The organism is Burkholderia contaminans, assembly GCF_029633825.1.
GTDB lineage: Bacteria > Pseudomonadota > Gammaproteobacteria > Burkholderiales > Burkholderiaceae > Burkholderia > Burkholderia contaminans.
The window spans coordinates 2,007,953-2,031,902 of the sequence record NZ_CP090640.1; the positions used below are offsets into that span (position 1 = coordinate 2,007,953).

General features: G+C 64.4%; 19 protein-coding genes. 13 read left to right on the forward strand and 6 right to left on the reverse strand.

The window, feature by feature from the left end; all coding sequences use genetic code 11:
* Positions 1 to 69 precede the first annotated feature (69 nt).
* The 9 genes from gmd (at position 70) to LXE91_RS09345 (ending at position 12,580) form a co-directional block, all read left to right on the forward strand.
* A complete protein-coding gene (gene gmd / locus LXE91_RS09305) occupies positions 70 to 1,104 on the forward strand; it encodes a GDP-mannose 4,6-dehydratase (protein ID WP_039361098.1) in 1,035 nt (344 codons plus the stop codon).
* Positions 1,082 to 1,999, forward strand: a complete 918-nt coding sequence (locus LXE91_RS09310) for an NAD-dependent epimerase/dehydratase family protein (protein ID WP_039361095.1) — start codon at positions 1,082 to 1,084, stop codon at positions 1,997 to 1,999. The genes gmd and LXE91_RS09310 overlap by 23 nt, the downstream gene beginning before the upstream one ends.
* The gene (locus LXE91_RS09315; RefSeq protein WP_046196651.1) at positions 1,996 to 3,150 is read left to right on the forward strand and encodes a glycosyltransferase family 4 protein; all 1,155 of its coding nucleotides are present in this window, start codon (positions 1,996 to 1,998) and stop codon (positions 3,148 to 3,150) included. The genes LXE91_RS09310 and LXE91_RS09315 overlap by 4 nt, the downstream gene beginning before the upstream one ends.
* A gap of 37 nt (positions 3,151 to 3,187) precedes the next feature.
* Positions 3,188 to 4,252, forward strand: a complete 1,065-nt coding sequence (locus LXE91_RS09320) for a glycosyltransferase family 4 protein (RefSeq protein ID WP_223274440.1) — start codon at positions 3,188 to 3,190, stop codon at positions 4,250 to 4,252.
* Positions 4,249 to 5,439 (forward strand): glycosyltransferase, encoded by a 1,191-nt coding sequence (locus tag LXE91_RS09325; protein WP_039361090.1) that lies wholly within the window; start codon positions 4,249 to 4,251, stop codon positions 5,437 to 5,439. The genes LXE91_RS09320 and LXE91_RS09325 overlap by 4 nt, the downstream gene beginning before the upstream one ends.
* 567 nt (positions 5,440 to 6,006) lie before the next feature.
* The gene (locus tag LXE91_RS09330) at positions 6,007 to 6,969 is read left to right on the forward strand and encodes a UDP-glucose 4-epimerase family protein (protein ID WP_039361088.1); all 963 of its coding nucleotides are present in this window, start codon (positions 6,007 to 6,009) and stop codon (positions 6,967 to 6,969) included.
* Positions 6,970 to 6,977: 8 nt separating this feature from the next.
* Complete coding sequence (locus LXE91_RS09335; protein WP_039361086.1) at positions 6,978 to 7,985, forward strand: MraY family glycosyltransferase; 1,008 nt, start codon at positions 6,978 to 6,980, stop codon at positions 7,983 to 7,985.
* A 12-nt stretch (positions 7,986 to 7,997) separates the two neighbouring features.
* Entirely contained in the window at positions 7,998 to 9,878 is a 1,881-nt protein-coding gene (locus tag LXE91_RS09340; RefSeq protein ID WP_039361083.1) for a polysaccharide biosynthesis protein, read from the forward strand.
* Positions 9,879 to 10,111: 233 nt separating this feature from the next.
* Positions 10,112 to 12,580 carry a protease pro-enzyme activation domain-containing protein gene (locus tag LXE91_RS09345; RefSeq protein WP_226251526.1) on the forward strand — a complete coding sequence of 823 codons (2,469 nt, stop codon included), beginning with the start codon at positions 10,112 to 10,114 and terminating at the stop codon, positions 12,578 to 12,580.
* 81 nt (positions 12,581 to 12,661) lie between these two features.
* On the opposite strand, the gene LXE91_RS09350 is transcribed toward LXE91_RS09345, so the two are convergent.
* From LXE91_RS09350 to LXE91_RS09370, 5 genes are read right to left on the reverse strand one after another with little or no spacing between them, the layout of a single operon-like run.
* Entirely contained in the window at positions 12,662 to 13,768 is a 1,107-nt protein-coding gene (locus LXE91_RS09350) for an MraY family glycosyltransferase (RefSeq protein ID WP_039361077.1), read from the reverse strand.
* A gap of 27 nt (positions 13,769 to 13,795) precedes the next feature.
* A complete protein-coding gene (galE, locus tag LXE91_RS09355; protein WP_039361075.1) occupies positions 13,796 to 14,818 on the reverse strand; it encodes a UDP-glucose 4-epimerase GalE in 1,023 nt (340 codons plus the stop codon).
* A 15-nt stretch (positions 14,819 to 14,833) separates the two neighbouring features.
* A complete protein-coding gene (locus LXE91_RS09360) occupies positions 14,834 to 15,970 on the reverse strand; it encodes a glycosyltransferase family 4 protein (protein ID WP_039361072.1) in 1,137 nt (378 codons plus the stop codon).
* Positions 15,971 to 16,020: 50 nt separating this feature from the next.
* A complete protein-coding gene (locus LXE91_RS09365; protein WP_039361069.1) occupies positions 16,021 to 16,845 on the reverse strand; it encodes a glycosyltransferase in 825 nt (274 codons plus the stop codon).
* On the reverse strand, positions 16,842 to 18,098 hold the full coding sequence (locus LXE91_RS09370; protein WP_039361066.1) for a lipopolysaccharide biosynthesis protein: 1,257 nt from the start codon (positions 18,096 to 18,098) through the stop codon (positions 16,842 to 16,844). Before LXE91_RS09370 ends, LXE91_RS09365 begins: the two co-directional genes overlap by 4 nt.
* A 263-nt stretch (positions 18,099 to 18,361) precedes the next feature.
* Here LXE91_RS09370 and LXE91_RS09375 point away from each other — a divergent pair, with 263 nt between their 5' ends.
* From LXE91_RS09375 to waaA, 4 genes are all read left to right on the forward strand, one after another.
* Positions 18,362 to 19,756 (forward strand): phosphomannomutase/phosphoglucomutase, encoded by a 1,395-nt coding sequence (locus LXE91_RS09375; protein ID WP_039361063.1) that lies wholly within the window; start codon positions 18,362 to 18,364, stop codon positions 19,754 to 19,756.
* A 174-nt stretch (positions 19,757 to 19,930) separates the two neighbouring features.
* Positions 19,931 to 20,926: a lipopolysaccharide heptosyltransferase I gene (waaC, locus tag LXE91_RS09380; RefSeq protein ID WP_039361060.1), complete on the forward strand. Its 996-nt coding sequence runs from the start codon at positions 19,931 to 19,933 to the stop codon at positions 20,924 to 20,926.
* A gap of 34 nt (positions 20,927 to 20,960) precedes the next feature.
* Complete coding sequence (gene kdoO / locus LXE91_RS09385) at positions 20,961 to 21,845, forward strand: Kdo hydroxylase KdoO (protein WP_039361059.1); 885 nt, start codon at positions 20,961 to 20,963, stop codon at positions 21,843 to 21,845.
* A gap of 37 nt (positions 21,846 to 21,882) precedes the next feature.
* The gene (gene waaA / locus LXE91_RS09390; protein WP_039361057.1) at positions 21,883 to 23,238 is read left to right on the forward strand and encodes a lipid IV(A) 3-deoxy-D-manno-octulosonic acid transferase; all 1,356 of its coding nucleotides are present in this window, start codon (positions 21,883 to 21,885) and stop codon (positions 23,236 to 23,238) included.
* A gap of 64 nt (positions 23,239 to 23,302) precedes the next feature.
* Here waaA and ureG read toward each other — a convergent pair whose 3' ends face one another.
* A complete protein-coding gene (gene ureG, locus LXE91_RS09395; protein WP_046196649.1) occupies positions 23,303 to 23,950 on the reverse strand; it encodes an urease accessory protein UreG in 648 nt (215 codons plus the stop codon).

Here is a 23,950-nt window from a genome sequence, read left to right on the forward strand (position 1 = left end):
GCGTGACAGTCGTTTGAGGTCATTTCCTTTTTGGTAAGATAAATAACCTGAATTGTTTTAGTGAAAGATATGAAATCAGCAATCGTAACCGGTATTTCTGGCCAGGATGGCGCTTACCTTGCCGAGCTCTTGCTCGATAAGGGCTATCAGGTCTACGGCACCTATCGCCGCACGAGCTCGGTCAACTTCTGGCGCATCGAAGAGTTGGGCATCGCGAAGCATCCGAACCTGCATCTGGTCGAATATGACCTGACGGATCTGTCGGCAAGCATCCGGCTTTTGCAGACTACCGGCGCAACCGAGGTCTATAACCTTGCGGCACAAAGCTTCGTTGGCGTGTCCTTCGAACAGCCGGTTACCACTGCGGAAATCACCGGGATTGGTCCGCTGAACCTGCTCGAGGCGATCCGTATCGTCAACCCGAAGATTCGTTTCTATCAGGCGAGCACATCCGAGATGTTCGGCAAGGTGCAGGCCGTGCCGCAGATCGAATCGACGCCGTTCTATCCGCGCAGCCCTTATGGCGTTGCGAAGTTGTACGCACACTGGATCACGGTGAATTACCGCGAAAGCTACGACATCTTCGGCTGCAGCGGCATCCTGTTCAATCACGAATCGCCGCTGCGCGGCCGCGAGTTCGTGACGCGTAAAATTACTGACTCCGTCGCCAAGATCAAGCTCGGCCAGCTCGACGTGCTCGAACTGGGCAACATGGATGCGAAGCGTGACTGGGGCTTCGCGAAGGAATATGTCGAAGGAATGTGGCGCATGCTGCAGGCCGACGAACCGGATACCTTCGTGCTGGCCACGAATCGTACGGAGACGGTGCGCGACTTTGTGCGAATGGCATTCAAGGCTACGGGTGTCGACCTCCAGTTCAAGGGCCAGGACGAAAACGAGATCGGGGTTGATGTTGCAAGCGGCAAGACGGTTGTCAAGGTCAATCCGAAGTTCCATCGCCCTGCTGAAGTCGATTTGCTGATCGGCAACCCGGAGAAGGCCAAGCAGAAACTGGGTTGGGAACCCAAGACCACGCTCGAGCAGCTGTGCGCGATGATGGTCGAAGCGGACTTGCGTCGCAATGAGCGCGGCTTCTCGTTCTGAGGCGCCTCGGGCGCTGGTGACGGGGCTCGCCGGCTTCACGGGCCGTTATTTGGCACGATCGCTGGAGGCGGCGGGTTATCGCGTTTTTGGGACCGCGCACGGTTCCGAACCGCTGGGGCCGGACATCCATCAAGTCGATCTGTGCGACCGGGCGCAGCTGGCACGGGTCGTGGCAGATGTGCAGCCAGATGTGGTCGCGCATCTTGCTGCGATCGCGTTCGTCGCGCACGGCGATGCGGATGCGATTTATCGCACCAACGTGGTCGGCACGCGCAACCTGCTGGAGGCGCTGGCGGGTCTTAAGAACCGTCCCAAGGCGGTTCTGCTGGCCAGTAGCGCCAATATCTACGGGAATGCGGCGGTCGAGATCATCGACGAGTCGGTGGAGCCGAATCCTGCGAACGACTATGCGGTCAGCAAGCTGTCGATGGAATATATGGCGCGCTTGTGGACGGACAAGCTGCCAATTGTCATCGCGCGTCCGTTCAACTACACCGGCGTGGGACAGTCCGGTCAGTTTCTGCTGCCGAAGATCGTCAGCCATTTCCAGCGCGGCGAGCGTGTGATCGAACTCGGCAATATTGATGTCGAGCGAGATTTTTCCGACGTGCGTCGCGTGGTGGATGCATATCGGCGCTTGCTGCAGCTTGCACCGATTGGTGGCGTCTTTAACGTGTGCTCGGGCCGGGCGGTTTCCTTGAAGGCTGTGATTGCGATGATGGAGCAGATCGCGGGCTACCAGATCGAAGTGCGCGTCAATCCTGCGTTCGTGCGAGCGAATGAAGTACGGCGCCTGCAGGGCAATGCAGCCCGGCTGGAGTCCGTTGTCGGGCCGCTCGAAGATTATCCGCTGGAACGCACATTGAGCTGGATGTACGACGAGGGGCATGGGTGAAGGTCGGCTTTGGAACGACGGCCCTGGCCCGGAGCATCGCTCGCGGCGGGGTGGACGGCATCGGCTCGTATACGCGGGAATTGGGGCGCGCGCTGCTGGCACAGGGGAAGATCGAGCTGATTCCTGCCGGCTATCGCGCCATGGTTGGCGACGGCGTGTTCCCGGGTGCTCACCCGCCCGTAAATCTGGGCCGGCATTCGGTCATGACGACGCTGGGCGCCGTGAGTTCGTGGACCTGCCTCGCCGAGAAGGAGCTTGTTGCGCAGCACATAGATGTGTTTCATGCGACGGACCACCTGATTCCCAAGTTCTCCGGCATACCTGTCATCGCAACGTTGATGGATGCCATTCCGTTGTCGAATCCCGAGTGGACGACAATGCGGCTGGCTGCGCTGCGACGTTGGCTATTGCGACGCTCAGGGGGCTGGGCGGATCATGTGATCACGATCTCCGAGTATTCGAAGCAGGCGATTGCCGAACATTTCCGCATCGCACCGGAACGCATTTCCGTCGTGCCTTTGGGCGTGCATCGCCGGTTTTTTGAGCAGATCGACCGAACGACTCGCGATGAGGTGTTGAAACGAATGGGCTTGCCCGCGCGCTTTTTCCTGTGTGTGGGAACCTTGCAGCCGCGGAAAAATCTCGATCGTGTTCTCGATGCGCACTCGAGCCTCCCGGCTGAATTGCGCCGTGAAGTACCGTTGATTGTGGTCGGCCGCGCCGGGTGGGGGTGCGAGAGCCTTGTCGCCCGCTTGCGCGCGCTCGAGGCGGAGGGCAGCGTTCGCTGGTTGGAATATTTGCCCGATTTCGATGTGCGTGCACTGATGCAGGCTGCAAGCGCACTGGTGTTTGCGTCGTTGGGCGAGGGCTTTGGACTGCCGGTTGTGGAGGCGTTCGCCTCGGGTCTTCCTGTTATCGCGTCCAACACGACATCCGTTCCCGAAGTGGCCGGGGAAGCAGCAGTCATGGTCGATCCCTGCAACTCCGGTGAAATTGCCGACGCCATGCAACTGTTGATCGACCATCCGCACGTGGCCGACGCCCTTCGCGCGGCAGGGCTGGAGCGCGCGCGCGAGTTGACCTGGGAGGCGTGTGCCGAAAAGACCCGCGCAGTCTATCGCGCTGTTCTGGATGGTTCATGTCGCCACTGATTGAATTTGCCTGGGAGAGTGCTGCGTGAAGTTGGGGGTGGATATCACCTGGATGGTTGGTAACTACCGTGGCATGGGACGGTTCGCCCGACAGCTGGTCGCACCGGTCAGTGAGTCGGTGCTAGGACTCGCCCCGAGCGGCGTAACTACCGACGAATGGCCGTGTATCAGCGATGGCCGCGGTTTCTTTCCATTGTGGGAGCAGATCGAACTGCCTCGGCTGTGCCGGGAGCAGAAGCTGGATTACCTGCTTTGTCCGTACAACACCGGGCCATTGCGGTCGACGGGCAGCACGCGGCTGATCTCCGTCATCTATGATTTGATCTTTCTGCAACCGTGGCGTGTGCTTCCTGCGTCGAGATCCTTGTATCAGACCGCCGGGCGGGTTTACCGGCGGCATGTCGTGCCCCGATTGGCGCGTCGGGCCGATGTCGTGCTAACCGTCTCCCAGTTTACCCAACGGGAGTTGGTGGAAAAATTCGGCCTGTCGGAGCAGGATGTGCACGTCATTCCGTGCTCGATTTCGGACAGTTGGTTTGCTCCCCCGCTGAGTCGAGCAGAGCGTCAGCCGTACCTGTTCACGGTGGCGGGGGAGGTACCCAGCAAAAATGTTGATCGTCTCTTGCAAGCCTTTGCATTGGCCAGGCCGACGCTAAGCGAGGATCTCAAATTGTGTATTGCCGGGATTAAAACCCCACATCACAAGTATTTTCTCCAACGCGCAGCAGCACTGGGGCTCGGAGGCCATGTCGAGCTACTCGGCTATGTTTCCCGGCAGGAGTTGACGATGTACTACCGGCAAGCGCGGGCGTTCATCTTTGCTTCCTTGTTCGAAGGGTTTGGCATCCCACTCCTCGAGGCCATGGCGTCGGGTACGCCTGTCGCGTGCAGTAATACAACATCGATGCCTGAGATCGTCGGCGGGTGTGGTCTGCATTTCGATCCGTTTTCGGTCGGCGATATGGCCGAGCAGATTCGCAAGATTTGCAGCGGCGCCGCCGCGGTCGATGTGATGGTTCGCGGGGGTATAAGCCGTGCTCGCACGTTTTCCGAGTCGACCGTTAGTCCGTTGATTCAGGACTTCTGGGAGCGTTTGTCGTGAGCACAGCCAAGAAAAAGCTGTTGGTCCTGACACCCAGATTTCCCTACCCGGTGATCGGCGGCGACAAGTTGCGGGTCTATCACCTCTGCAGGGTATTGTCCCGCCATTACTCGCTGACGCTGTTGAGCTTGTGTGAGACCCCCGAAGAGATGTGCGCCGCATTGCCGGACGACGGTGTATTCGATCGAGTCGAGCGGGTCTTTCTGCCAAGATGGCGTTCGTACGTCAATACTTTGCTTGCGCTGCCCACGCGTACACCGTTGCAGGTTGCCTACTACCGGAGCCGAGCGTTTGCGGCGGCCGTTTCCTGGCTGCTGCCGTTGCACGACGGTGTGTTCGTTCATCTGGTGCGCTGCGCCGAGTACGTGCGCAAATCGGATAAGCCGCGCGTCCTGGAAATGACTGACGCGATCTCGCTCAACTATAGCCGGGTCAAGCAGCTTAGGCATGCGCGAGGGCTCAAGTCGCGCGTGTTCGGCATCGAGGCGAAACGCCTGCTCGACTACGAGCGGATGATCGTCGACGACTTTGATCTGTCGGTGCTGGTCTCCAAGACCGACCGCGACTACCTGTTTCCCGGCGAATCGGCTCGGAAGGTGATGGTGTGCTCGAATGGTGTGGATTTGTCTGGCCTGCCGTACGTGGCGCGCAGCATGGCGAGCCGCCTGCTGATTTTCATAGGCGACATGCGGACGGTCCAGAACCAGGACATGTGCCGTTTCTTCGCCGAAGAAGTGTTGCCGTTGCTACGTAAGCGTGCGGGCTACCGTTTCAGGATCGTTGGTTCCATTGCGCCCGTGCTGGCTGAACGCTTCCGTGCCTACGAAGGTGTCGAGGTGACGGGGCGGGTCGCCTCGGTTGCGGAAGCGGCGTCGGACGGCGCGATTGGCGTGTGCCCGATGCGGATCGGCGCCGGGGTGCAGAACAAGATCCTTGAGTACATGGCGCTCGGGTTGCCGGTCGTCACCACATCGCTGGGGCACGAGGGCCTTGGCGCGAAAAGCGGGCAGGATCTGCTGATCGCGGATACGCCGGAGGAGTTCGTTCGCCGTATCGAAGGGCTGGTTTTCGATGAGGCATTTGCGGCCGAGATGGCCGCGCGCGCGAGGACGTTTGTCGAACGGGAACACGGATGGGAACGGATGCTAGCGCCGCTCGTTGAGAGGGTGGGCGCGTTGGTTGTATGAATGATGCGAACCGGTAAGCGCGCACTCGAGAGCGATGTCGCCTCGAAGGTCGTTTGCACTGCGAAGCCGTTCCTATCGCCTTGGACGACCAACTTGGCTTTCTGACCCTGAGATTGAAGTCGACGCGATCCAGTGTGCCCCGGCGCACGCTTCCATCACAGGTATTAACCGGGACTCAATCCGATAGGTAGTCCGGCCGATAGAGATAAATTGCTGAATGAAGGACGAGTTTCGCCATCGTGAGTCTTCCACCTGTAGCTGGCGACCTATCCATAGGGCCATCAAATCGCGCATGAACCATACAAGCACGCCGTTCTCCTCTACCAATGGGCTGTCGTTTTCCGGCGCCTGTTGCCCTGGTTGCGCTTGGCTCTGGCAAATGAGAGGTCGGCAGGACGCGGTGCACGAGCCCGTGACGCATGTCGCACGACAGGAGCGTCAGATCGATCCATGCCGGATTGATGGCAGTAGCGCTAACGATGTGCATATCGACACGGGGCTACTTTGCGAACGGCAAATCGCTGCATCGGTCGGTAATGTCCGTGACCGCTTCGGCTGGAGGTGGTGGTGAGCCACATAATCGTGACAGGCGCGAACGGCTTCGTCGGTCGCGCGGTCTGCCGGCTGGCACTGGCGGCGGGACATACCGTAACCGCGCTGGTGCGCAGGCCCGATGGATGCGTCGCGGGCGTGCGCGTATGGGTACATGACACCCCCGATTTCTACGGACTCGAAGCCTCATGGCCTGAAGACCTCGAAGCAGACTGCGTCATCCATCTGGCTGCGCGCGTCCACGTGATGCGCGACGAGTCACCTGATCCGGATGCCGCATTCAACGGGACCAACGTGACCGGCACGCTACGTGTCGCCGAGGCAGCGCGTGCGCACGGCGTGCGACGCATAGTCTTCGCGAGCAGTATCAAGGCGGTCGGCGAGCGCGACGCGGGCGCACCGCTCGCGGAAGACGTCACGCCCGACCCGCAGGACGCGTACGGGCGCTCGAAACTGCGCGCTGAGCGGGAACTCGCGCAGTTCGGCGAGACAGTCGGCCTCGACGTCGTGATCGTCCGGCCGCCGCTCGTCTACGGGCCGGACGTACGCGCGAACTTTCTGCGGATGCTCGACGCCGTGTCTCGCGGTACGCCGCTGCCGCTTGGTACGATTGCCGCGCGGCGCAGCCTTGTCTACGTCGACAACCTCGCGGACGCGCTGCTGCGATGCGCGACAGATCCGCGCGCCGCGAGCGGGTGCTTCCACGTCGCTGACGACGATGCGCCGTCGGTTGCCGGGCTGCTGCGGATGGTCGGCGACGCGCTCGGAAAGCCTGCGCGTTTGTTCCCGGTTCCGGCCGGAGCGTTGCGCGCACTGGGCAAGCTGACCGGGCGCAGCGCCGCGATCGATCGCCTGACGGGCAGCCTCCAACTCGATACCGGCCGCCTGCGGCGCGTGCTGGGCTGGCATCCTCCTTATACCACCCGGCAAGGTCTCGAAGCGACCGCCGCGTGGTATCGTTCGCGCGACATCCGATAATAAGCAACATGCCATTCGCGATTACCACGTGGCTCGCCGCGCTGGCGGTGGCCCTACCCGCCGCCGCCGCGTCGACGACGATCCTGCGCGCGCTGCTCGCCACCGGCCTGGCGTGGCGGCTCGCAACCGACATTCCGAACGACCGTTCGCTGCACACGCGTCCGACACCGCGTGTGGGCGGCTGGGGCATCGTACCGGTGAGCGTCGTTGCGCTGCTGTGGCTCGCGCCGCGGATGTGGCCGATCGCCGTTGCGGCGGCGGGGCTCGCGGCCGTGTCGCAAATCGACGACCGGCGCGGGCTGCCGGCGCGTGTGCGGTTCGCAGCGCATCTTGCAGCGGTCATCGCGCTGATCGCCGCGTATCCGGCGGCCGCGCCGTGGTGGCTCCTCGTGTGCGTCGGTTTCGTGATGGTCTGGTTGACCAATCTTTACAACTTCATGGACGGCGCTGACGGTCTGGCTGGCGGGATGGCGCTGTTCGGATTCGGTGCATATGCGGTCGCTGCGTTGGGCACGTCGCCGGATCTCACGGCGGGCGGCGCTGCGATCGCGGGTGCGGCGCTCGGCTTTCTTCTGCTGAATTTGCATCCGGCGAGGCTGTTTCTCGGCGACGCAGGCTCGATTCCGTTGGGATTTCTGGCCGGTGCGCTCGGCTACTGGGGTTGGCGGGCCAACGTCTGGCCAATCTGGTTTCCGGCGCTCGTGTTCGCACCCTTTATTGCCGACGCATCTGTAACACTTTTGAGACGTCTGTTACGCGGCGAAAAGTTCTGGCAGGCGCACCGGGAGCATTATTATCAAAGGATGGTTCGAGCGGGCGTAGGTCACCGCCGCACCGCTTTTTATTGGTACCTCATCATGCTCGCGGGCATAATCGTCGCCGTGTGGGCAAAGGGCCGCCCGGAATTGCAGCAGTGGCTGTCGTTCTTCGCGTGGTATGGCGTCCTGGCATGTATCGGATTGTTGATCGACGTGCGCTGGCGACGGTTTCAGTCGATCGCCGAAAACAACTCTTGAGGTGTCCCGCCGATGTTGCGATCCAAAGCATCATGGCTTTCGTTGAGCGCTTTCCTGTTTGACCTGACGGCGGTCGCTGCCGCGTGGTTGTTCGCTTATCTCATCCGGTTCAACGGTAGTGTTCCGCCCGATTTCATGAGCGGCGGCTTGACCTCGCTTGTCTGGGTGCTGCCGGTCTATGCGTTGATGTTCCATGTGTTCGGCCTGTATCGCGGACTGTGGGTATTCGCGAGCCTTCCCGACCTGATGCGGATCTCGAAGGCCGTGATCGGCGGCGGCGTGATCGTAATGATCGGTGCGGTGATGTTCCAGCCGTCACCGATCATCCCGCGCTCGGTGCTGCTCGTGTCGCCGCTGATGCTGTTCCTCGTGATGGGTGGCGCTCGTGCGCTGTACCGTGCAACGAAGGAGTTCTACCTGTACGGCGGGCTCGTCGGGCAGGGCAAGCCCGTACTGGTGCTCGGCGCGGGTACGGCCGGCGCCAGCCTCGCCCGTGAACTGTCGCGCTCTGGTGAATGGCGTCTGGTCGGCCTGCTCGACGACGACACGACCAAGCGGGGGCGCGAAATCTACGGCTACAAGGTGCTCGGTTCGTTCAACGATCTGAAGCACTGGACCGACGCGATGAAGGTCGAATACGCGATCATCGCGATTCCGTCGGAATCCGTCGAAACGCAGCGCCGCGTCGCGACGCTGTGCGTGCGCGCCGGCATCAAGGCGATGGTACTGCCGTCGCTGACCGCGCTGATGCCGGGGCAGGGGTTCCTGTCGCAGGTGCGGAACATCGACCTCGAGGACCTGCTCGGCCGCGAGGCCGTGACGATCGACACGCCGCATGTCGAGGCGCTGCTGCGCGGTCGTGTCGTGATGGTGACGGGGGCGGGTGGTTCGATCGGTTCCGAGCTGTGTCGGCAGATCCTCCGTTTCAAGCCGGCGCAACTGGTCGCGTTCGATCTCTCCGAATATGCGATGTACCGGCTCACCGAGGAACTGCGCGAGCGTTTCCCCGACCAACCTATCGTGCCGATTATCGGCGACGCGAAGGATTCGCTGCTGCTCGATCAGGTGATGTCGCGTCACGCACCGCACATCGTATTCCACGCGGCTGCCTACAAGCACGTGCCGTTGATGGAAGAGCACAACGCGTGGCAGGCGCTGCGCAACAACGTGCTCGGCACCTACCGCGTCGCGCGCTCGGCGATCCGCCACAACGTGCGTCACTTCGTGCTGATCTCGACCGACAAGGCCGTCAATCCGACCAATGTGATGGGCGCGAGCAAGCGCCTTGCCGAGATGGCGTGCCAGGCATTGCAGCAGACGAGCGACGGCACGCAGTTCGAGACGGTGCGCTTCGGCAACGTGCTGGGCAGTGCCGGCAGCGTGATTCCGAAGTTTCAGCAGCAGATCGCGAAGGGCGGGCCGGTGACGGTCACGCATCCCGAGATCACGCGCTTCTTCATGACGATTCCGGAAGCATCGCAACTGGTGCTGCAGGCGTCGAGCATGGGCCACGGCGGCGAGATCTTCATTCTCGACATGGGCGAGCCGGTCAAGATCGTCGACCTTGCGCGCGATCTGATTCGTCTCTACGGTTTCTCGGACGGGCAGATCCGGATCGAATTCACGGGGCTGCGTCTTGGCGAGAAGCTCTATGAGGAACTGCTCGCGGACGACGAGACGACCACGCGCACGCCGCATCCGAAACTGCGGATCGCCCGCGCCCGGGAAGTGCCGGACCATCTGCTCGATGAGCTGTTGCCGTGGCTGATGCAGCACCGCGTGCTCAGCGACGACGAGGTGCGGCGCGATCTGCGGCGCTGGGTGCCGGAATATCAGACGACCGTCGCGCCGGTGTTGCAAAGCGTGCCGAAACGGATCGTTGCCAGCGAGTGATCAGGCCGGCAATCGATCGTGCCGAGACAACGATCGATCGCGGAATCCATGCCGTTCAGTGGTGTACTGAACGGCATTTTTTATTGGTGAAATCACCGCGGATAAAGTCGTTGACGCGTGACGAATCCCGCCACGCGATTCTTTCAGCTTTACAACGATGTGGCGTTTATTGGAAGAGACCGAAAGCGCGAATTGGGGTGACGAGCATTGCCTCGATATGTCTGCGTATTTGAATGCCGGCCATTTCCTGCCTGTGTTTTCCTCAAGGTAGCCGTGCGATTGCCGTAAAGAACAAGAGTGAAAAACCAAATACGAGCTCTCCGGTTCATACCAATTCGATGAAACATATTGCCAGGGGAATCAGCGCGGCACTCATGGTGTTCGCGCTTGCCGGTTGCGGCGGCGGGGACGACGACGCAAGTCCGTCGGTGGCTACTGCGCAAACCGGCAGACTGTCGGCGCTGCGTGCGACCGGCAACGTGGTGAGTGCGGCGCCGATGAGCGCGACGGCACCGGTTCATGTCGCGCTGGTGCTCAAGCTGAATGACGAAGCGGGATTGAGCCACTTTCTGCAGGATGCGCGAACGCCCGGAAGCGCCCGCTTCGGGGCCGTGCTGACTTCCGCGCAGATTGCCGCGCAATACGCACCCACCGCTGAGCAGGTCGCCAACGTGGAGGCCTATTTGGGAAGTAAGGGCTTCACGAACATCAAGGTGGCCGACAACAACATGATCGTCGAAGCCGATGCCCCGGCCGGCGTAATATCCGGCGTGTTCCAGACGTCGCTCGTCCCGGTCGCGATGGCGGACGGCACCAACTCGCATATCAACACCGCCCCCGAGATTGTGCCCAATGCGATCAGCGGGGTCGTCCAGGGGGTTCTCGGGCTCGATACCGCGACTCGCGTGCATCCCAATTTCGTGCCCGCTTCCAATGCCGCCGCCCCGGCTGCAAATGCGTCGCCGACGACCTCCGCAGTCACGGTGGGCCATAACCCGACGGAATTTCCCGGTATTTATTCCGTCGGCAGCGCCCCGACGGCGGCCAACACCACGATCGGCATCATTGCCGAAGGCGACGTGACGCAGCCTGTGATCGACCTGGCTACGTTCACGAGCAACAACAAGTTGCCCGCCGTTCCCGTTTCGGTGATCAAGGTCGGGACGCCCAGCGCCGACACGAGCGCAAACATGGAATGGTCGCTTGACAGCCAGACCATCGTCGGGATGTCCGGCGGCGTCAAGCAACTCAATTTCTATGTTGCGCACTCGTTAGCGTGGAGCGACATTGCGCTCGCGATCAATCGCGCCGTGAGCGACAACACCGCCCGGGTCATCAATATGTCGATTGGCGGTTGCGAGAACTGGGCACCGACGGCCTCCATCGATACGCTGTTCCAACTCGCTGTCGCGCAGGGACAGACTTTCTCGGTGAGTTCCGGGGATGCGGGCAGCGTGGCATATGGCTGCACCGGCACATCGGTGCAATATCCGGCCAGTTCGCCCTATGTCGTATCCGTAGGCGGCACGAGCCTCTATACGAACGGGAATGGAAGCTACGCCGGCGAGACGGCCTGGAACTACAGCGGCGGCGGCACCAGCGGCTTCGAACCGATTCCGACATGGCAGTCGAACGTACCCGCGCTCAAGGGGCGCGCGCTCCGCGGCCTGCCGGATCTTGCATTCGATGCCGATCCTAATAGCGGCGCACAGGTCATCGTCGGCGGACAGCTCGTGACGGTGGGCGGCACGAGCCTGTCCGCGCCGCTGTTCAGCGCGACCTGGGCGCGGATGCTGTCCGGCAGTTGCGCGACGAAGCTGGGGTTCGCGGCGCCCACGATATACAGCGTTCAATCAACGACCGGGTCCGTCTTTCACGATGTCACCTACGGCAGCAACGGCGCATACAGCGCCGGTTCCGGCTGGGACTTCGTGACCGGCTGGGGCTCACCGATTGTCAGCGTGCTGAATTCGGCGATATGCGCTCCGACGTCGCCGATCTACGGCGGCTACATTAATGCAGGTACGATACTCAAGCCTGGGCAAATCGTTTATTCGCCGTCTCGAAGCCATGCGCTCGCCATGCAGGATGACGGCAACCTCGTGCTGTTTAACGCAGCCAATGGTGCCGCGATATGGAATTCCGGCACGTATGGCAACATCGGGGCGCATGCCGTCTTCCAGGCCGATGGCAATTTTGTGATATATGGCGCTAGCGGCAACGCGTTGTGGTATTCGGCGACCAACAGTGCGTCTTTCGGCCAGTATCTTGCCGTTCAGGACGACGGCAACATGGTGATCTATCGGTCTTCCTTTCCGGTATTTGCAACATCGACCGGTTCGAGCGTGTATACGAACTCCACAAGTGGCCCGGCCGTCTGGGCGGGTGGTGTCACCCTCGGCAGTGGCCAAAGTCTTACTTCAGGCAACGGTGCAAACGTGGTGACTATGCAGAGAGACGGGAACTTGGTGCTGGCTCGCCAGGGCGTTGCGCAATGGAGTTCGGGTACTTATAGTCATCCGGGTGCATTTGCGACGATGCAAACGGATGGCAATCTGGTCGTCTACAGCCCGACGGGCGTCCCGCTCTGGTATTCCGGTACCAGCGGATATTCGGGCGCGGTGACTGCTGTTCAGGACGACGGTAACATTGTGATCTATACACGACAGCCGCGCTGGAGCACGAATACCTCCGGAATCTAGTGGGCCGTGCCTCGCGGTGTAGCAACATCATCACGGCCCCGTAACCAGTCGCGGGCCGTGCGAGCCGGCTACCCGCCCCCCTCAATACCCCCGCTTCCCCTTCCTCACCACCATCCACCGCGGCGCCCTGAACCGCACGATGCTCAGATAGAGCCACACGTAAGTCAGCGCAAACAGCACGACGAACACGAACAGGTGCACCGTGTGCCGCCAGAACAGCGTTGCGGGTATCACCGCGACGAGGCAAAGCAGCCAGAGATAGGGCGACGTGAGCGAATTCCGCCGCGTCAGGTCATGCGCATGCTTCGTGCCGACGGCCCAGCGCATCAGCCGCTTGTACACGAGCATGTGCAGGTGCACGCCGTCCGGAATCCCCGGCGACATCCCGCGAATGAATTTCTTCCGGTAGATCGAGAAGCAGGTTTCGAAGATCGGGTACATGAACAGCAGCACCGGGTACCACGCGGACACCTCGCGGTTGCGCATCACGAGCATGATCGCGAGCTCCGCGAGCATGAAGCCGATGAAATACGCACCGCCGTCGCCGAGGAAGATCAGCCCGGCCGGGAAATTCCACAGGAAAAACCCGAGCACGGCGCCCATCATGATGATCGACGCGGACATCACGACCGGGTCGTTGACGTGGAACGCGACATACGCGAGCGACGCGAACATCATGAAGCTGACCATCGACGCGAGCCCGTTGAAGCCGTCGATGATGTTGATCGCGTTCGCGAGCGCCGCGACCGCGAGCACGGTGACGAACGCCGAAATGGCGACATAACCGAGCAGGAAGTCTAGCGGCGGCACGCTGATGCGCGTGACTGCAATGTTCATCAGCCAGAACGCCAGCGCGGCCGCGCCCATCGTGCAGAGCAGCCGCGCGCGCGGCGACACCCGCTTGGTCAGGTCCTCGACGAGGCCGGACAGGAAGGCCGGCATTCCGCAGGCGGTGATGCCCAGGATGCTGCCGGCGATCGTCGGATAGCGCCGGGACAGGATCAGCGCCGCAACGACGACGCCCGCGAGGATCCCGATGCCCCCGACCCGCGGCACGGGCCGCACGTGGAATTTCTGCACGCCGGCCAGGTCGCTGTCGATCGAGAATTTCTCGTGAAGGTGCGCATAGCGCACGATGAACAGCGTGACGAGCAGGGAGACGATGAAGCCGGACGCGAAGCTGAGCATGGGATCGCTCGAAAAATGGACAGCGGATTATACAAAACCGCGTGGGTTCCCCTCCTGCCATCGCCAGTGGTCGGCGCACATTTCCTCGATACCGAGCGTCGCGCGCCAGCCGATGATGTCGGCCGCGGCCTGCGGATTCGCGTAGCACTCGGCGATATCGCCCGGGCGGCGCGCGACGAGCTCGTACGGCACCGGGCGGCCCGACGCCTTTTCGAATGCACGCACGACTTCCAGCACGCTGTAGCCCTGGCCCGTGCCGAGGTTCACGACGAAGCTCGCGTCGCGCTTCGCGAGCGCGTCGAGTGCGGCGATGTGCCCCTTCGCGAGATCGACCACGTGGATGTAGTCGCGCACGCCGGTGCCGTCCGGCGTCGGGTAGTCGGAGCCGAACACGCGCAGCCTTTCCAGCTTGCCGACCGCGACCTGCGCGACGTACGGCATCAGGTTGTTCGGGATGCCGGCCGGATCCTCGCCGATCAGCCCGCTCGCATGTGCGCCGACCGGGTTGAAGTAGCGCAGCGTCGCGATGCGCCACGACGGGTCGGAAACCTCGAGATCGCGCAGGATCTGCTCGGCGATCAGCTTCGACTGGCCATACGGGTTCGTCGCGGACAGCGGGAACGATTCGTCGATCGGCGAGCGCTCGGGCACGCCGTATACGGTCGCGGACGAGCTGAACACGAACTGCCTGACGTTGCGCTTGCGCATCACCTTGAGCACGGCGAGCAGGCCGCCGATGTTGTTCTGGTAGTACTCGAGCGGCTTCGCGACCGATTCACCGACGGCCTTGAGCGCCGCGAAATGGATCGTGCCGGTGATCGGGTGCGCATCGAATACCTTGGCGAGCGCGGCTTCGTCGCACACGTCGACCTGATGGAACGCGGGCGTCTTGCCCGTGATCCGCTCGATGCGGCGCACGGATTCGGCCTTGCTGTTGACGAGGTTGTCGACGATCACGACATCGTAGCCGTTGTCGAGCAGCTCGACGGCCGTGTGCGAGCCGATGTAGCCCGCGCCGCCGGTAACGAGGATGGTGCCTTTAGCGGTCATTGCAGATGCGCTCCTTCAAAGTGTGAATCCGGTCAACGAATGGATGGTCTCCCGATAGCGCTCGACGACCTGTTGCTCGTCGAACTCCGCCGCGACCTTTTGCCGGCCGCGTGCGCCCAGCGCTGCCCGGCCTTCCGGTCCGAGCGCGATCATGCGATTCAGTTGTTCCGCGAGGCTCGCGCTGTCGCGCACGCGGCACAGGAACCCCGTTTCGCCGTCGGCGACGACGTCGCGGCAGCCCGGCACGTCGGTCGCGACGATCGGGCGGCCCATCGCCGATGCTTCCATCAGCGTACGCGGCACGCCTTCGCGGTACGACGGCAGTACGACGCAGTCGGCCGCCGCGATATGCGGGCGCACGTCGTGCGCTTCGCCGAGATATTCGATCACGCCTTCGGCGGCCCACGCATCGACATCCGCGCGGCCGATCGCGCTTGGATTATCGACGCCGAGCGGCCCGAGCAGCTGGAAGCGCGCGTTCGGGAAGCGCGTACGCACGATGCGCGCGGCCTCCACATATTCGCGCACACCCTTGTCCCATAGCAGCCGGCCGATCAGGATGAAGACAGGTGCGTCGCCGGCCGGCAGCGGCACCGGCGCGAACTGTTCGAGATCGACGCCTTCGCCGTGCAGCAGCCGCGCGCGTTCGGGATGCGCGAGCAACTGCTCATCGGTGAAGGTCGCGAGATCGTCGCGGTTCAGGAACCACACTTCACGCGGGAAGCGGAACGCGAACCGGTACAGGCGCTTCGCGACGCTTGCCGCGCGGCTCTTCTGGATGAAGACGTAGCCGAGCCCGGTCGTCACCGCGATCGACGGCACGCGCGCGAGCCACGCGGCGACCGAGCCGTAGATGTTCGGCTTGATCGTGTAATGGAACACGAGATCGGGCTTCAGCGCACGGTAGTGACGCACCAGCGCGGCGAGCGTGCCGAGATCCTCGCGCGGGCTCGTGCCTTTCGATGCAACCGAGAGCGCCACGTAGCGGCAGCCCATCTGCTCGAGCAGCGGCACCGTGCGGTCGTGCGGCGCGATCACGATGACCTCGGCGCCGCGCGCGACGAGCGTACGGATCAGCCCGTGGCGATACGTGTAGATCGCCCAGGCCGTGTTGCAGACGAGCGCGATGCGCAGCGGGGAGGTGGCGGACATGAAAAAAGAATAAATAAAGCGTCGTAAATGCCGGATACGCCGAATGGGCGTCACGCGGACGGCCGCGCGGCGAACAGCGTCTGCTTGATCCGCTGCAACGTCCGGTACGGCGTCACGAAATGCAGCAGGTTCTTGGCGAGGCCGGCCCAGTCGTACGGGTTCAGCGCGTTGAAGTGGCTCAGCAGCAGCGTGAGCGTCGACACCAGCTGGCGCCGGCGCTTGGTCGCACTGATCCCGCCCTCGTTCAGTTCGTAATAGAGGCCCAGTTCCGGCAGGTTCGCGCAATCGTAGCGTTCCATTAACCGCAAAAAAAGATCGAGATCCTCGGCCGCACGGTATTTCGCACGATAGTTCCCCACTTCACGCACGGCGTCGATGCGCAGCATCACCGACGGATGCACGAGCGGCGAGCGCAGGAAGCGCGTGCGGCGCAGCGTGCCCGGATCGGTGGGCGGGGTCAGCATGAAGCGCGGTTCGCCGGCGCGGGACACGACTTGCGTCCACATGCCGACACAGGCCACGCGCGGGTGGGCGCCGAGGTACGCGCGCTCTTTGGCGAGGCGCTGAGGCGCGGCGAGATCGCCCGCGTCGATGCGCGCCGCATAGCGGAAGCCGCGCGCCGCGAGCGCATCGATGCCGGCCGCGAGCGCACGCTCGATGCCGCCGTTCTGCGGCATGCGCAGCACGTCGATCGTGAGGCCGGGCAGGTCGGGTGCGACGATCGGCGGCGTGCTGCCGTCATCGACGATCAGCACGTGCACGGGCGTGTCCTCGCGAAACGACGCGAGGGTCCGACCGACGTCGTCGTGCCCGTTGTAGGCCGGCATCAGCACGGCCACGTCGTCGAGCGGGGTCGGGCAATCAGGGGACGTCATGGTCGCAGCTTGAAACGGATGTAATAAAAATTGACGGCGGCGGCGGCCAGGTAGCCGGCCGCCAGCCCGACGAGCGCGCCGTACAGGCCGAGCCGCGGGATCGCGAACAGGTTGACGAGCGCCGCGATCGCGAGCGCGAGCAGCCATTTCGACAGCAACACGAATTTTGCTTGATATTTGAGAACGATAAGATTGCCTATCGCCTCGATGCCGGCCGGCACCGACAGCCAGACCGCCCAGCGGAAGATGTCGACCGAGGCCTCGTAGCCGTGGCCGAACACCTTGCCGACGATCAGCGGGGCGGCGGCGTCGAGCACGAGCGCGCCGGCCGTCATCAGGCAGGCCGTCATCGCGATCAGCCGGACGATGTTGCGGCGCAGCCGCGCGACGTCCTGCACGCGGTAGACGAAGGCGGGCGCGATCGTCTGCGCGAGCATCAGCGCGAGCGTGATCCAGTTCTCGTTGAGTTGCTGCGCGGCCGAGTAGCGGCCGAGATCGGCGAACGACACGTGACGCTCGAGCATCAGGCGGTCGAGCTTCAGGAACAGGTACATGCAGATGAGGCCGAGCCAAAATACGGTGCCAGCTGTTGCAAAGTGCCTGAACAGCGGTTTGTCGAACGTCCAGCCGAGCGCGCCGCCGTTACGATGCCGGTAGTACAGCAGTAGCGCGAAGCCGATTGCGGCGGCCTCGAGCGCCCACAGCCACGCGAAGCGGGCGGGGCCCGCGGCCGCGCGGACCAGCAGCCAGACGAGCAGCGCCTTCACCAGCGCGGTGACCATGCTGGTGACGAGCTGCGGCTTGCTGTAGGTCATGCTCTGCAGCCACGCGTTGATGACGCCGACGAACGGCTCGCGGAACACCATCGTGACCGCGAGGCCCGCGAGCATCGCGCCGACCAGCGGATCGAAGGCGCCCGCGGCGATCGCGATCCAGGTCGCGACGAGCGCGGCGACGGAGACGGCGATGCGCAGCGCGAATGCGCTGCCGAGCACCGCGCCGAGCTGGGCGGGCGGGCGCTGGACGATGGTCGGGACGAGGATTTCCGCGCCGCACACCCAGGTGAGCGGCGCCAGTACCAGGAGGAGCGTATTCGCATACTGCCATTTGCCGAACACATCTGGCCCGAAATAACGGGCCAGCAGGCCGCTGATCGCGATCGCGACGCCGATCTGCGTGAGCCGTTCGAGCCCCAGCCAGACGAGATTCGCGACGGCCTTCGCGACGTCCGGGTTGCCGAAGCGCTTCAGCATGCGCGGCAGCGGCGTGCGCGCGAGGCGGCCGGCAGGGCGCCCGGAGGCTGCAGGTTGGCGGCGACGGGACGGCTAGGCATTAAAATGGGCGGTATGCGCGTCATCAAAACCCGCGATTATAAGTGGGATCGGGGTCGCTCCCGCCGTTCGGCGCCAGCAGTTTCACGCCGTGCCGGGCCCGCATGTATCATGCGCGGCACGGGCGAGCGGCGGCCAGGCAAGCCAGACAATTTTCCATGCACGCAACCGAGAGAAGAGAATCGATGATCTCCCAATCCATCTTCAAGGCATATGACATTCGTGGCGTGGTCGGCAAGACGCTCGACACCGACACCGCACGCGCGATCGGCCGGGCATTCGGCAGTGAAGTGCGTGCGCAGGGCGGCGATGCGGTCGTCGTCGCGCGCGACGGCCGCCTGTCCGGGCCGGACCTCGTCGGCGCACTGGCCGACGGCCTGCGTGCGGCAGGCGTCGACGTGGTCGACGTCGGTATGGTGCCCACACCGGTCGGTTATTTCGCGGCGAACGTCCCGCTCGCGCTGAAGGGCGGCGAGCGCCGCGTCGATTCGTGCATCGTCGTCACGGGCAGCCACAACCCGCCCGACTACAACGGCTTCAAGATGGTGCTGCGCGGCGCCGCGATCTACGGCGAGCAGATCCAGGCGCTGTACCGGCGCATCGTCGACGAGCGCTTCGAGACGGGCAGCGGCTCGTACGAACAGATCGACGTGGCCGATCAGTACATCGCGCGCATCGTCGGCGACATCAAGCCGGCCCGCCCGATGAAGCTCGTCGTCGACGCCGGCAACGGCGTGGCCGGCCCGCTCGCGACGCGTTTGTTCAAGGCGCTCGGCTGCGAGCTCGTCGAGCGCTTCACCGACATCGACGGCACGTTCCCGAACCACCACCCGGATCCCGCCCACCCGGAAAACCTGCAGGACGTGATCCAGGCGCTGAAGGACACCGACGCCGAGATCGGCTTCGCGTTCGACGGCGACGGCGACCGCCTCGGCGTCGTCACGAAGGACGGCAAGATCATCTATCCGGACCGCCAGCTGATGCTGTTCGCGGAAGAAGTGCTGTCGCGCAACCCGGGCGCGCAGATCATCTATGACGTGAAGTGCACGCGCCACCTCGCGCAATGGGTGAAGTCGAAGGGCGGCGAGCCGCTGATGTGGAAGACGGGCCACTCGCTCGTGAAGGCGAAGCTGCGCGAGACGGGGGCACCGCTCGCCGGAGAAATGAGCGGCCACGTGTTCTTCAAGGATCGCTGGTACGGCTTCGACGACGGTCTCTACACGGGCGCGCGCCTGCTCGAGATCCTCGCGAAGACGGCCGACCCGAGCGCGCTGCTGAACGGGCTGCCGGACGCGATGAGCACGCCTGAACTGCAGCTGTGGCTCGACGAGGGCGAGAACTTCCGCCTGATCGACAAGCTGCAGAAAGAGGCGAAGTTCGACGGCGCCGAGGAAGTCGTGACGATCGACGGCCTGCGTGTCGAGTACCCGGACGGCTTCGGCCTCGCGCGTTCGTCGAACACGACGCCGGTCGTCGTGATGCGTTTCGAGTCGGAGACGCAGGAAGGGCTCAAGCGTATCCAGGAGGACTTCCGCCGCGTGCTGACGGCCGCGAAGCCGGACGTCAAGCTGCCGTTCTGAGCGTCGGCGGCCTCGGGCCGCCACCGGCCCGACGGTGAGTCCGATCGTCGCGCCATCCCCGAAAAGCGGCGCACGCCACAGGCGTGCGGCCGCTTTTTGTCTGTCCGGCCCGTCGGCCGGGATAAAATCCCTCCTTTATGTCTGTCGCCGGCTGCCTGCCGGCGTTTTTTCAGCGTGCAAAAGATCCTGATCGTGCGCGTGTCGTCGCTGGGCGACGTCGTGCACAACATGCCGGTGATCGCCGATATCCGGCGCCGCCACCCCGATGCGCAGATCGACTGGCTCGTCGAGGAAAGCTTCGTCGACCTGGTCAAGCTCGTCGACGGCGTGCGCAACGTGTTGCCGTTCTCGCTGCGCCGCTGGCGCAAGAAGCCGCTCTCGGGCGCCACGTGGCGCGAGATCCGCGCGTTCCGCCAGCGCCTCGCGGCCGAGCAGTACGACCTCGTGATCGACTGCCAGGGCCTCATCAAGACGGCCTGGGTCGCGAGCTGGGCGCGCGGCCCGCTCGTCGGGCTCGGCAACCGCACCGACGGCGCCGGCTACGAGTGGCCCGTGCGCTTCTTCTATCGCAAGCGCGTGCCGATCGCGCCGCGCACGCACGTCGTCGAGCGCTCGCGGCAACTCGTCGCAGCCGCGCTGAGCGACCCGGCGCCGACGCCGGCCGATCCGGTCGACTTCGGCCTCGATACGCGCGCGGCGGCGCTCGCGGTGGCCGCGCTCGGCCTGAACCTGCCGGTGCCGTACGTGGTGTTCGTCCATGCGACGTCGCGCGCCGACAAGCAATGGCCGGACGCCGCATGGATCGAACTCGGGCAGGCCCTCGTGCGGCGCGGCGCGTCGCTCGTGCTGCCGTGGGGCAACGACGCGGAGCGCGCGACCAGCGAGCGGCTGGCGAAGGAATTCGGCGATGCGGCAATCGTGCCGCCGAAGCTGTCGCTGCCGGCCGTGGTCGGTCTGATCGACGGCGCGGCCGCGACGGTCGGGGTTGATACAGGTCTGGTTCACATCGCGGCCGCGCTGAAGCGTCCGACGGTCGAACTGTACAATTTCGCGACGGCCTGGCGCACCGGCGGCTACTGGTCGCCGAGCGTCGTCAATCTCGGCACGGCGGGGCAACCCCCGTCGATCGCGCAGGTGAAGTCGGCGCTCGCGGGCTTCGGTCTCCTGTAACGCTGACACACGCGCGAACCCACGCGAACCGACCATGAGCGAATCCCAGATCATCGAAGTCCCGTCCGCCGACTGGAGCGGACACAACCTGTCGGCGCCGCGCGAGCAGCTGCTGGCCGCCGTCGAGGAGGGCAAGGTGCTGTATTTCCCGCACCTGCGCTTCGCGATCGACGGCGGCGAGGAAGCGTTGCTCGATCCGGCGCTCGCCGACCCGAAACGCAAGAACATCAGCCTCGCGCCGAACGGCGGCGCGCTCGCCGGCGTGCTCGGCGACAGCGTCACGCAGTCGGCGGTGCGCGCGCTCGTCGCGCGCTTCCAGCAGCAGGCCGGCACGCTCGTCGACGGCCTCTTTCCCGAATACCGCGGCAAGCTGCGCGTCGCGCCGACGAGCCTGCGGCTGATGCAGGTCGAGACGCGCCAGACGTCGTGGCGCAAGGACGACAGCCGGCTGCACGTCGACGCGTTCCCGTCGCGGCCCAACTACGGCGAGCGCATCCTGCGCGTGTTCACGAACGTGAACCCGGCCGGCGTGCCGCGCGTATGGCGCGTCGGCGAGCCGTTCGAGGACGTCGCGAAGCGTTTCCTGCCGAAGATCCGGCCGCAATTCCCGGGTTCGGCGTGGCTGCTGAACCTGCTGCACGTGACGAAGTCGCCGCGCAGCGCGTACGACCACCTGATGCTGAACCTGCACGACAGCATGAAGGCCGATCTCGACTACCAGAAGACGAGCCCGCAGGAGACGATGCCGTTCCCGCCGGGCTGCGTGTGGATATGTTTCTCCGATCAGACTTCGCACGCTGTGATGTCCGGCCAGTTCATGCTCGAACAGACCTTCTTCCTGCCGGTCGACGCGATGGTCCGCCGCGAATGCGCGCCGCTCGGCATCCTCGAACGCCTGACGGGCAGGTCGCTGGTTTGAGCGCGCCACTTCTCCGTTGCAACACGAGGGTCGCCGCATGCTGAGGGTGATCTATCGCGCGCTGTGGTGGCTCGTCGCACCGATCGCCGTCATCCGGCTCTATGTGCGCTCGCGCAAGGAGCGCGGCTATCGCGAGCACATCGGCGAACGCTTCGGCCACGTGGCGGGCCGCTCGCGCGACGACCGTGCACCGCTGATCTGGGTGCATGCGGTATCGGTCGGCGAGACGCGCGCGGCGCAGCCGCTGATCGACGCGCTGATGCACGCCCGACCCGATGCGCGCATCCTGCTCACGCACATGACGCCGAGCGGCCGTGCGACCGGCGAACAGATCTTCGGCGATCGCGTGCTGCGCTGCTACCTGCCGTACGACATGCCCGGCGCGGTGCGGCGTTTCCTGCACGCGTGGCGGCCGACGCTCGGCCTCGTGATGGAAACCGAAGTGTGGCCGACGCTGATCGACGAGTGCCGCCGTGCGGACGTGCCGCTGGTGCTGACCAATGCGCGCATGTCCGCGCGTTCGTTCCGGCGTGCCTCGAAGTTCGGCGCGGCGACGCACGACGTGTTCGGCGGCTTCTCGCGCGTGCTCGCGCAGAGCCCGGCCGATGCGGAGCGGCTGACGTCGCTCGGTGCGCGCAACGTGACCGTGCTCGGCAACCTGAAGTTCGACATGACGACGCCGCCGGAACTCGCGGCGCGCGGCCATGCGTGGCGCGACGCGATCGGCGCGCGGCCCGTATGGGTGGCTGCGAGCACGCGCGAGAACGAGGAGGCGCTGGTGCTGCAGGCCTTTGCGGCCATGCGCACGCCCGGCGCGTTGCTGGTGCTCGTGCCGCGTCATCCGCAGCGTTTCGCCGAGGTCGAGGCGCTCATTGAGCGCAGCGGGCTCAAGTGCGTGCGACGCTCGGTGTGGGCGGCAGACAAGGCCGCGCTCGCGTCTGGCCGGCCGGCTGCCGAGCCGCTGCCGGATGACGTGACGGTGCTGCTCGGCGATTCGATGGGCGAGCTCGGCGCGTATTACGCGGCGGCCGACATCGCGTTCATCGGCGGCAGCCTGTTGCCGCTCGGCGGCCAGAACCTGATCGAGGCTTGCGCGGTCGGCGTGCCCGTGCTGATCGGCAAGCACGTGTTCAACTTCACGCAGGCGACCGCCGACGCGGTCGCGACCGGCGCTGCGCTGCAGGTCGAGGATCCGCTCGATCTCGCGCACGTGCTCGATGCGCTGTTCGCCGACAAGGCGCGGCGTATCGCAATGGGCGCGGCCGGCGCCGCATTCGCGTCGCGCCACCGCGGCGCGACCGCGCGCACGGTGGACGTGCTCGCGGCACTGCTGCCGCCCGCCGAACGCGGCGTGCGCGCACTGCAGGACGCGCAGGACCCTTCCGACGACTAGGCAAAGGCGGCGCCATGCCGCCGGGAGCATGCGTGGCGGCAACCGTATGGCGCCGCCGCGCCGCTCAGACCGTCAGCAAACCCTTCTTCTCGATGAACGCGATCACGTCCGCGACGCCTTCGAGCGCCTTCAGGTTCGTCATCACGTAAGGCCGCTCGCCGCGCATCTTCTTCGTGTCGGACGCCATCACGTCGAGGTTCGCGCCGACCAGCGGCGCGAGATCCGTCTTGTTGATCACGAGCAGGTCGGACTTCGTGATGCCGGGGCCGCCCTTGCGCGGAATCTTCTCGCCGCCCGCGACGTCGATCACGTAGATCGTCAGGTCCGACAGCTCGGGGCTGAAGGTCGCCGCGAGATTGTCGCCGCCCGATTCGATGAACACGATGTCGGCATCGGGAAAGCGCGACAGCATCCGGTCGACGGCTTCGAGGTTGATCGACGCGTCCTCGCGAATCGCCGTGTGTGGGCAGCCGCCCGTCTCGACGCCCATGATGCGTTCCTCGGGCAGCGCGCCCGCGACCGTCAGCAGGCGCTGGTCTTCCTTCGTATAGATGTCGTTGGTGATCGCGACGAGGTCGTACTTGTCGCGCATCGCCTTGCACAGCATTTCGAGCAGCGTGGTCTTGCCGGAGCCGACGGGGCCGCCGATGCCGACGCGCAGCGGCGGCAGTTTCTTCGTGCGGCGGGCGGAGGAGGGAGCAGGTGCGTTCAT

What these genes read in the sequence shown, in the direction of transcription:
- LXE91_RS09350 (WP_039361077.1), bottom strand. Translation starts at nt 13,768, where the DNA reads ATGCTCAGCTTCGCGTCCGGCTTCATCGTCTCCCTGCTCGTCACGCTG.
- gmd (WP_039361098.1), top strand. Translation starts at nt 70, where the DNA reads ATGAAATCAGCAATCGTAACCGGTATTTCTGGCCAGGATGGCGCTTAC.
- LXE91_RS09375 (WP_039361063.1), top strand. Translation starts at nt 18,362, where the DNA reads ATGATCTCCCAATCCATCTTCAAGGCATATGACATTCGTGGCGTGGTC.
- LXE91_RS09345 (WP_226251526.1), top strand. Translation starts at nt 10,112, where the DNA reads ATGCCGGCCATTTCCTGCCTGTGTTTTCCTCAAGGTAGCCGTGCGATT.
- LXE91_RS09365 (WP_039361069.1), bottom strand. Translation starts at nt 16,845, where the DNA reads ATGACGTCCCCTGATTGCCCGACCCCGCTCGACGACGTGGCCGTGCTG.
- LXE91_RS09360 (WP_039361072.1), bottom strand. Translation starts at nt 15,970, where the DNA reads ATGTCCGCCACCTCCCCGCTGCGCATCGCGCTCGTCTGCAACACGGCC.
- ureG (WP_046196649.1), bottom strand. Translation starts at nt 23,950, where the DNA reads ATGAACGCACCTGCTCCCTCCTCCGCCCGCCGCACGAAGAAACTGCCG.
- galE (WP_039361075.1), bottom strand. Translation starts at nt 14,818, where the DNA reads ATGACCGCTAAAGGCACCATCCTCGTTACCGGCGGCGCGGGCTACATC.
- kdoO (WP_039361059.1), top strand. Translation starts at nt 20,961, where the DNA reads ATGAGCGAATCCCAGATCATCGAAGTCCCGTCCGCCGACTGGAGCGGA.
- waaA (WP_039361057.1), top strand. Translation starts at nt 21,883, where the DNA reads ATGCTGAGGGTGATCTATCGCGCGCTGTGGTGGCTCGTCGCACCGATC.
- LXE91_RS09340 (WP_039361083.1), top strand. Translation starts at nt 7,998, where the DNA reads ATGTTGCGATCCAAAGCATCATGGCTTTCGTTGAGCGCTTTCCTGTTT.
- LXE91_RS09370 (WP_039361066.1), bottom strand. Translation starts at nt 18,098, where the DNA reads ATGCTGAAGCGCTTCGGCAACCCGGACGTCGCGAAGGCCGTCGCGAAT.
- LXE91_RS09310 (WP_039361095.1), top strand. Translation starts at nt 1,082, where the DNA reads ATGAGCGCGGCTTCTCGTTCTGAGGCGCCTCGGGCGCTGGTGACGGGG.
- LXE91_RS09335 (WP_039361086.1), top strand. Translation starts at nt 6,978, where the DNA reads ATGCCATTCGCGATTACCACGTGGCTCGCCGCGCTGGCGGTGGCCCTA.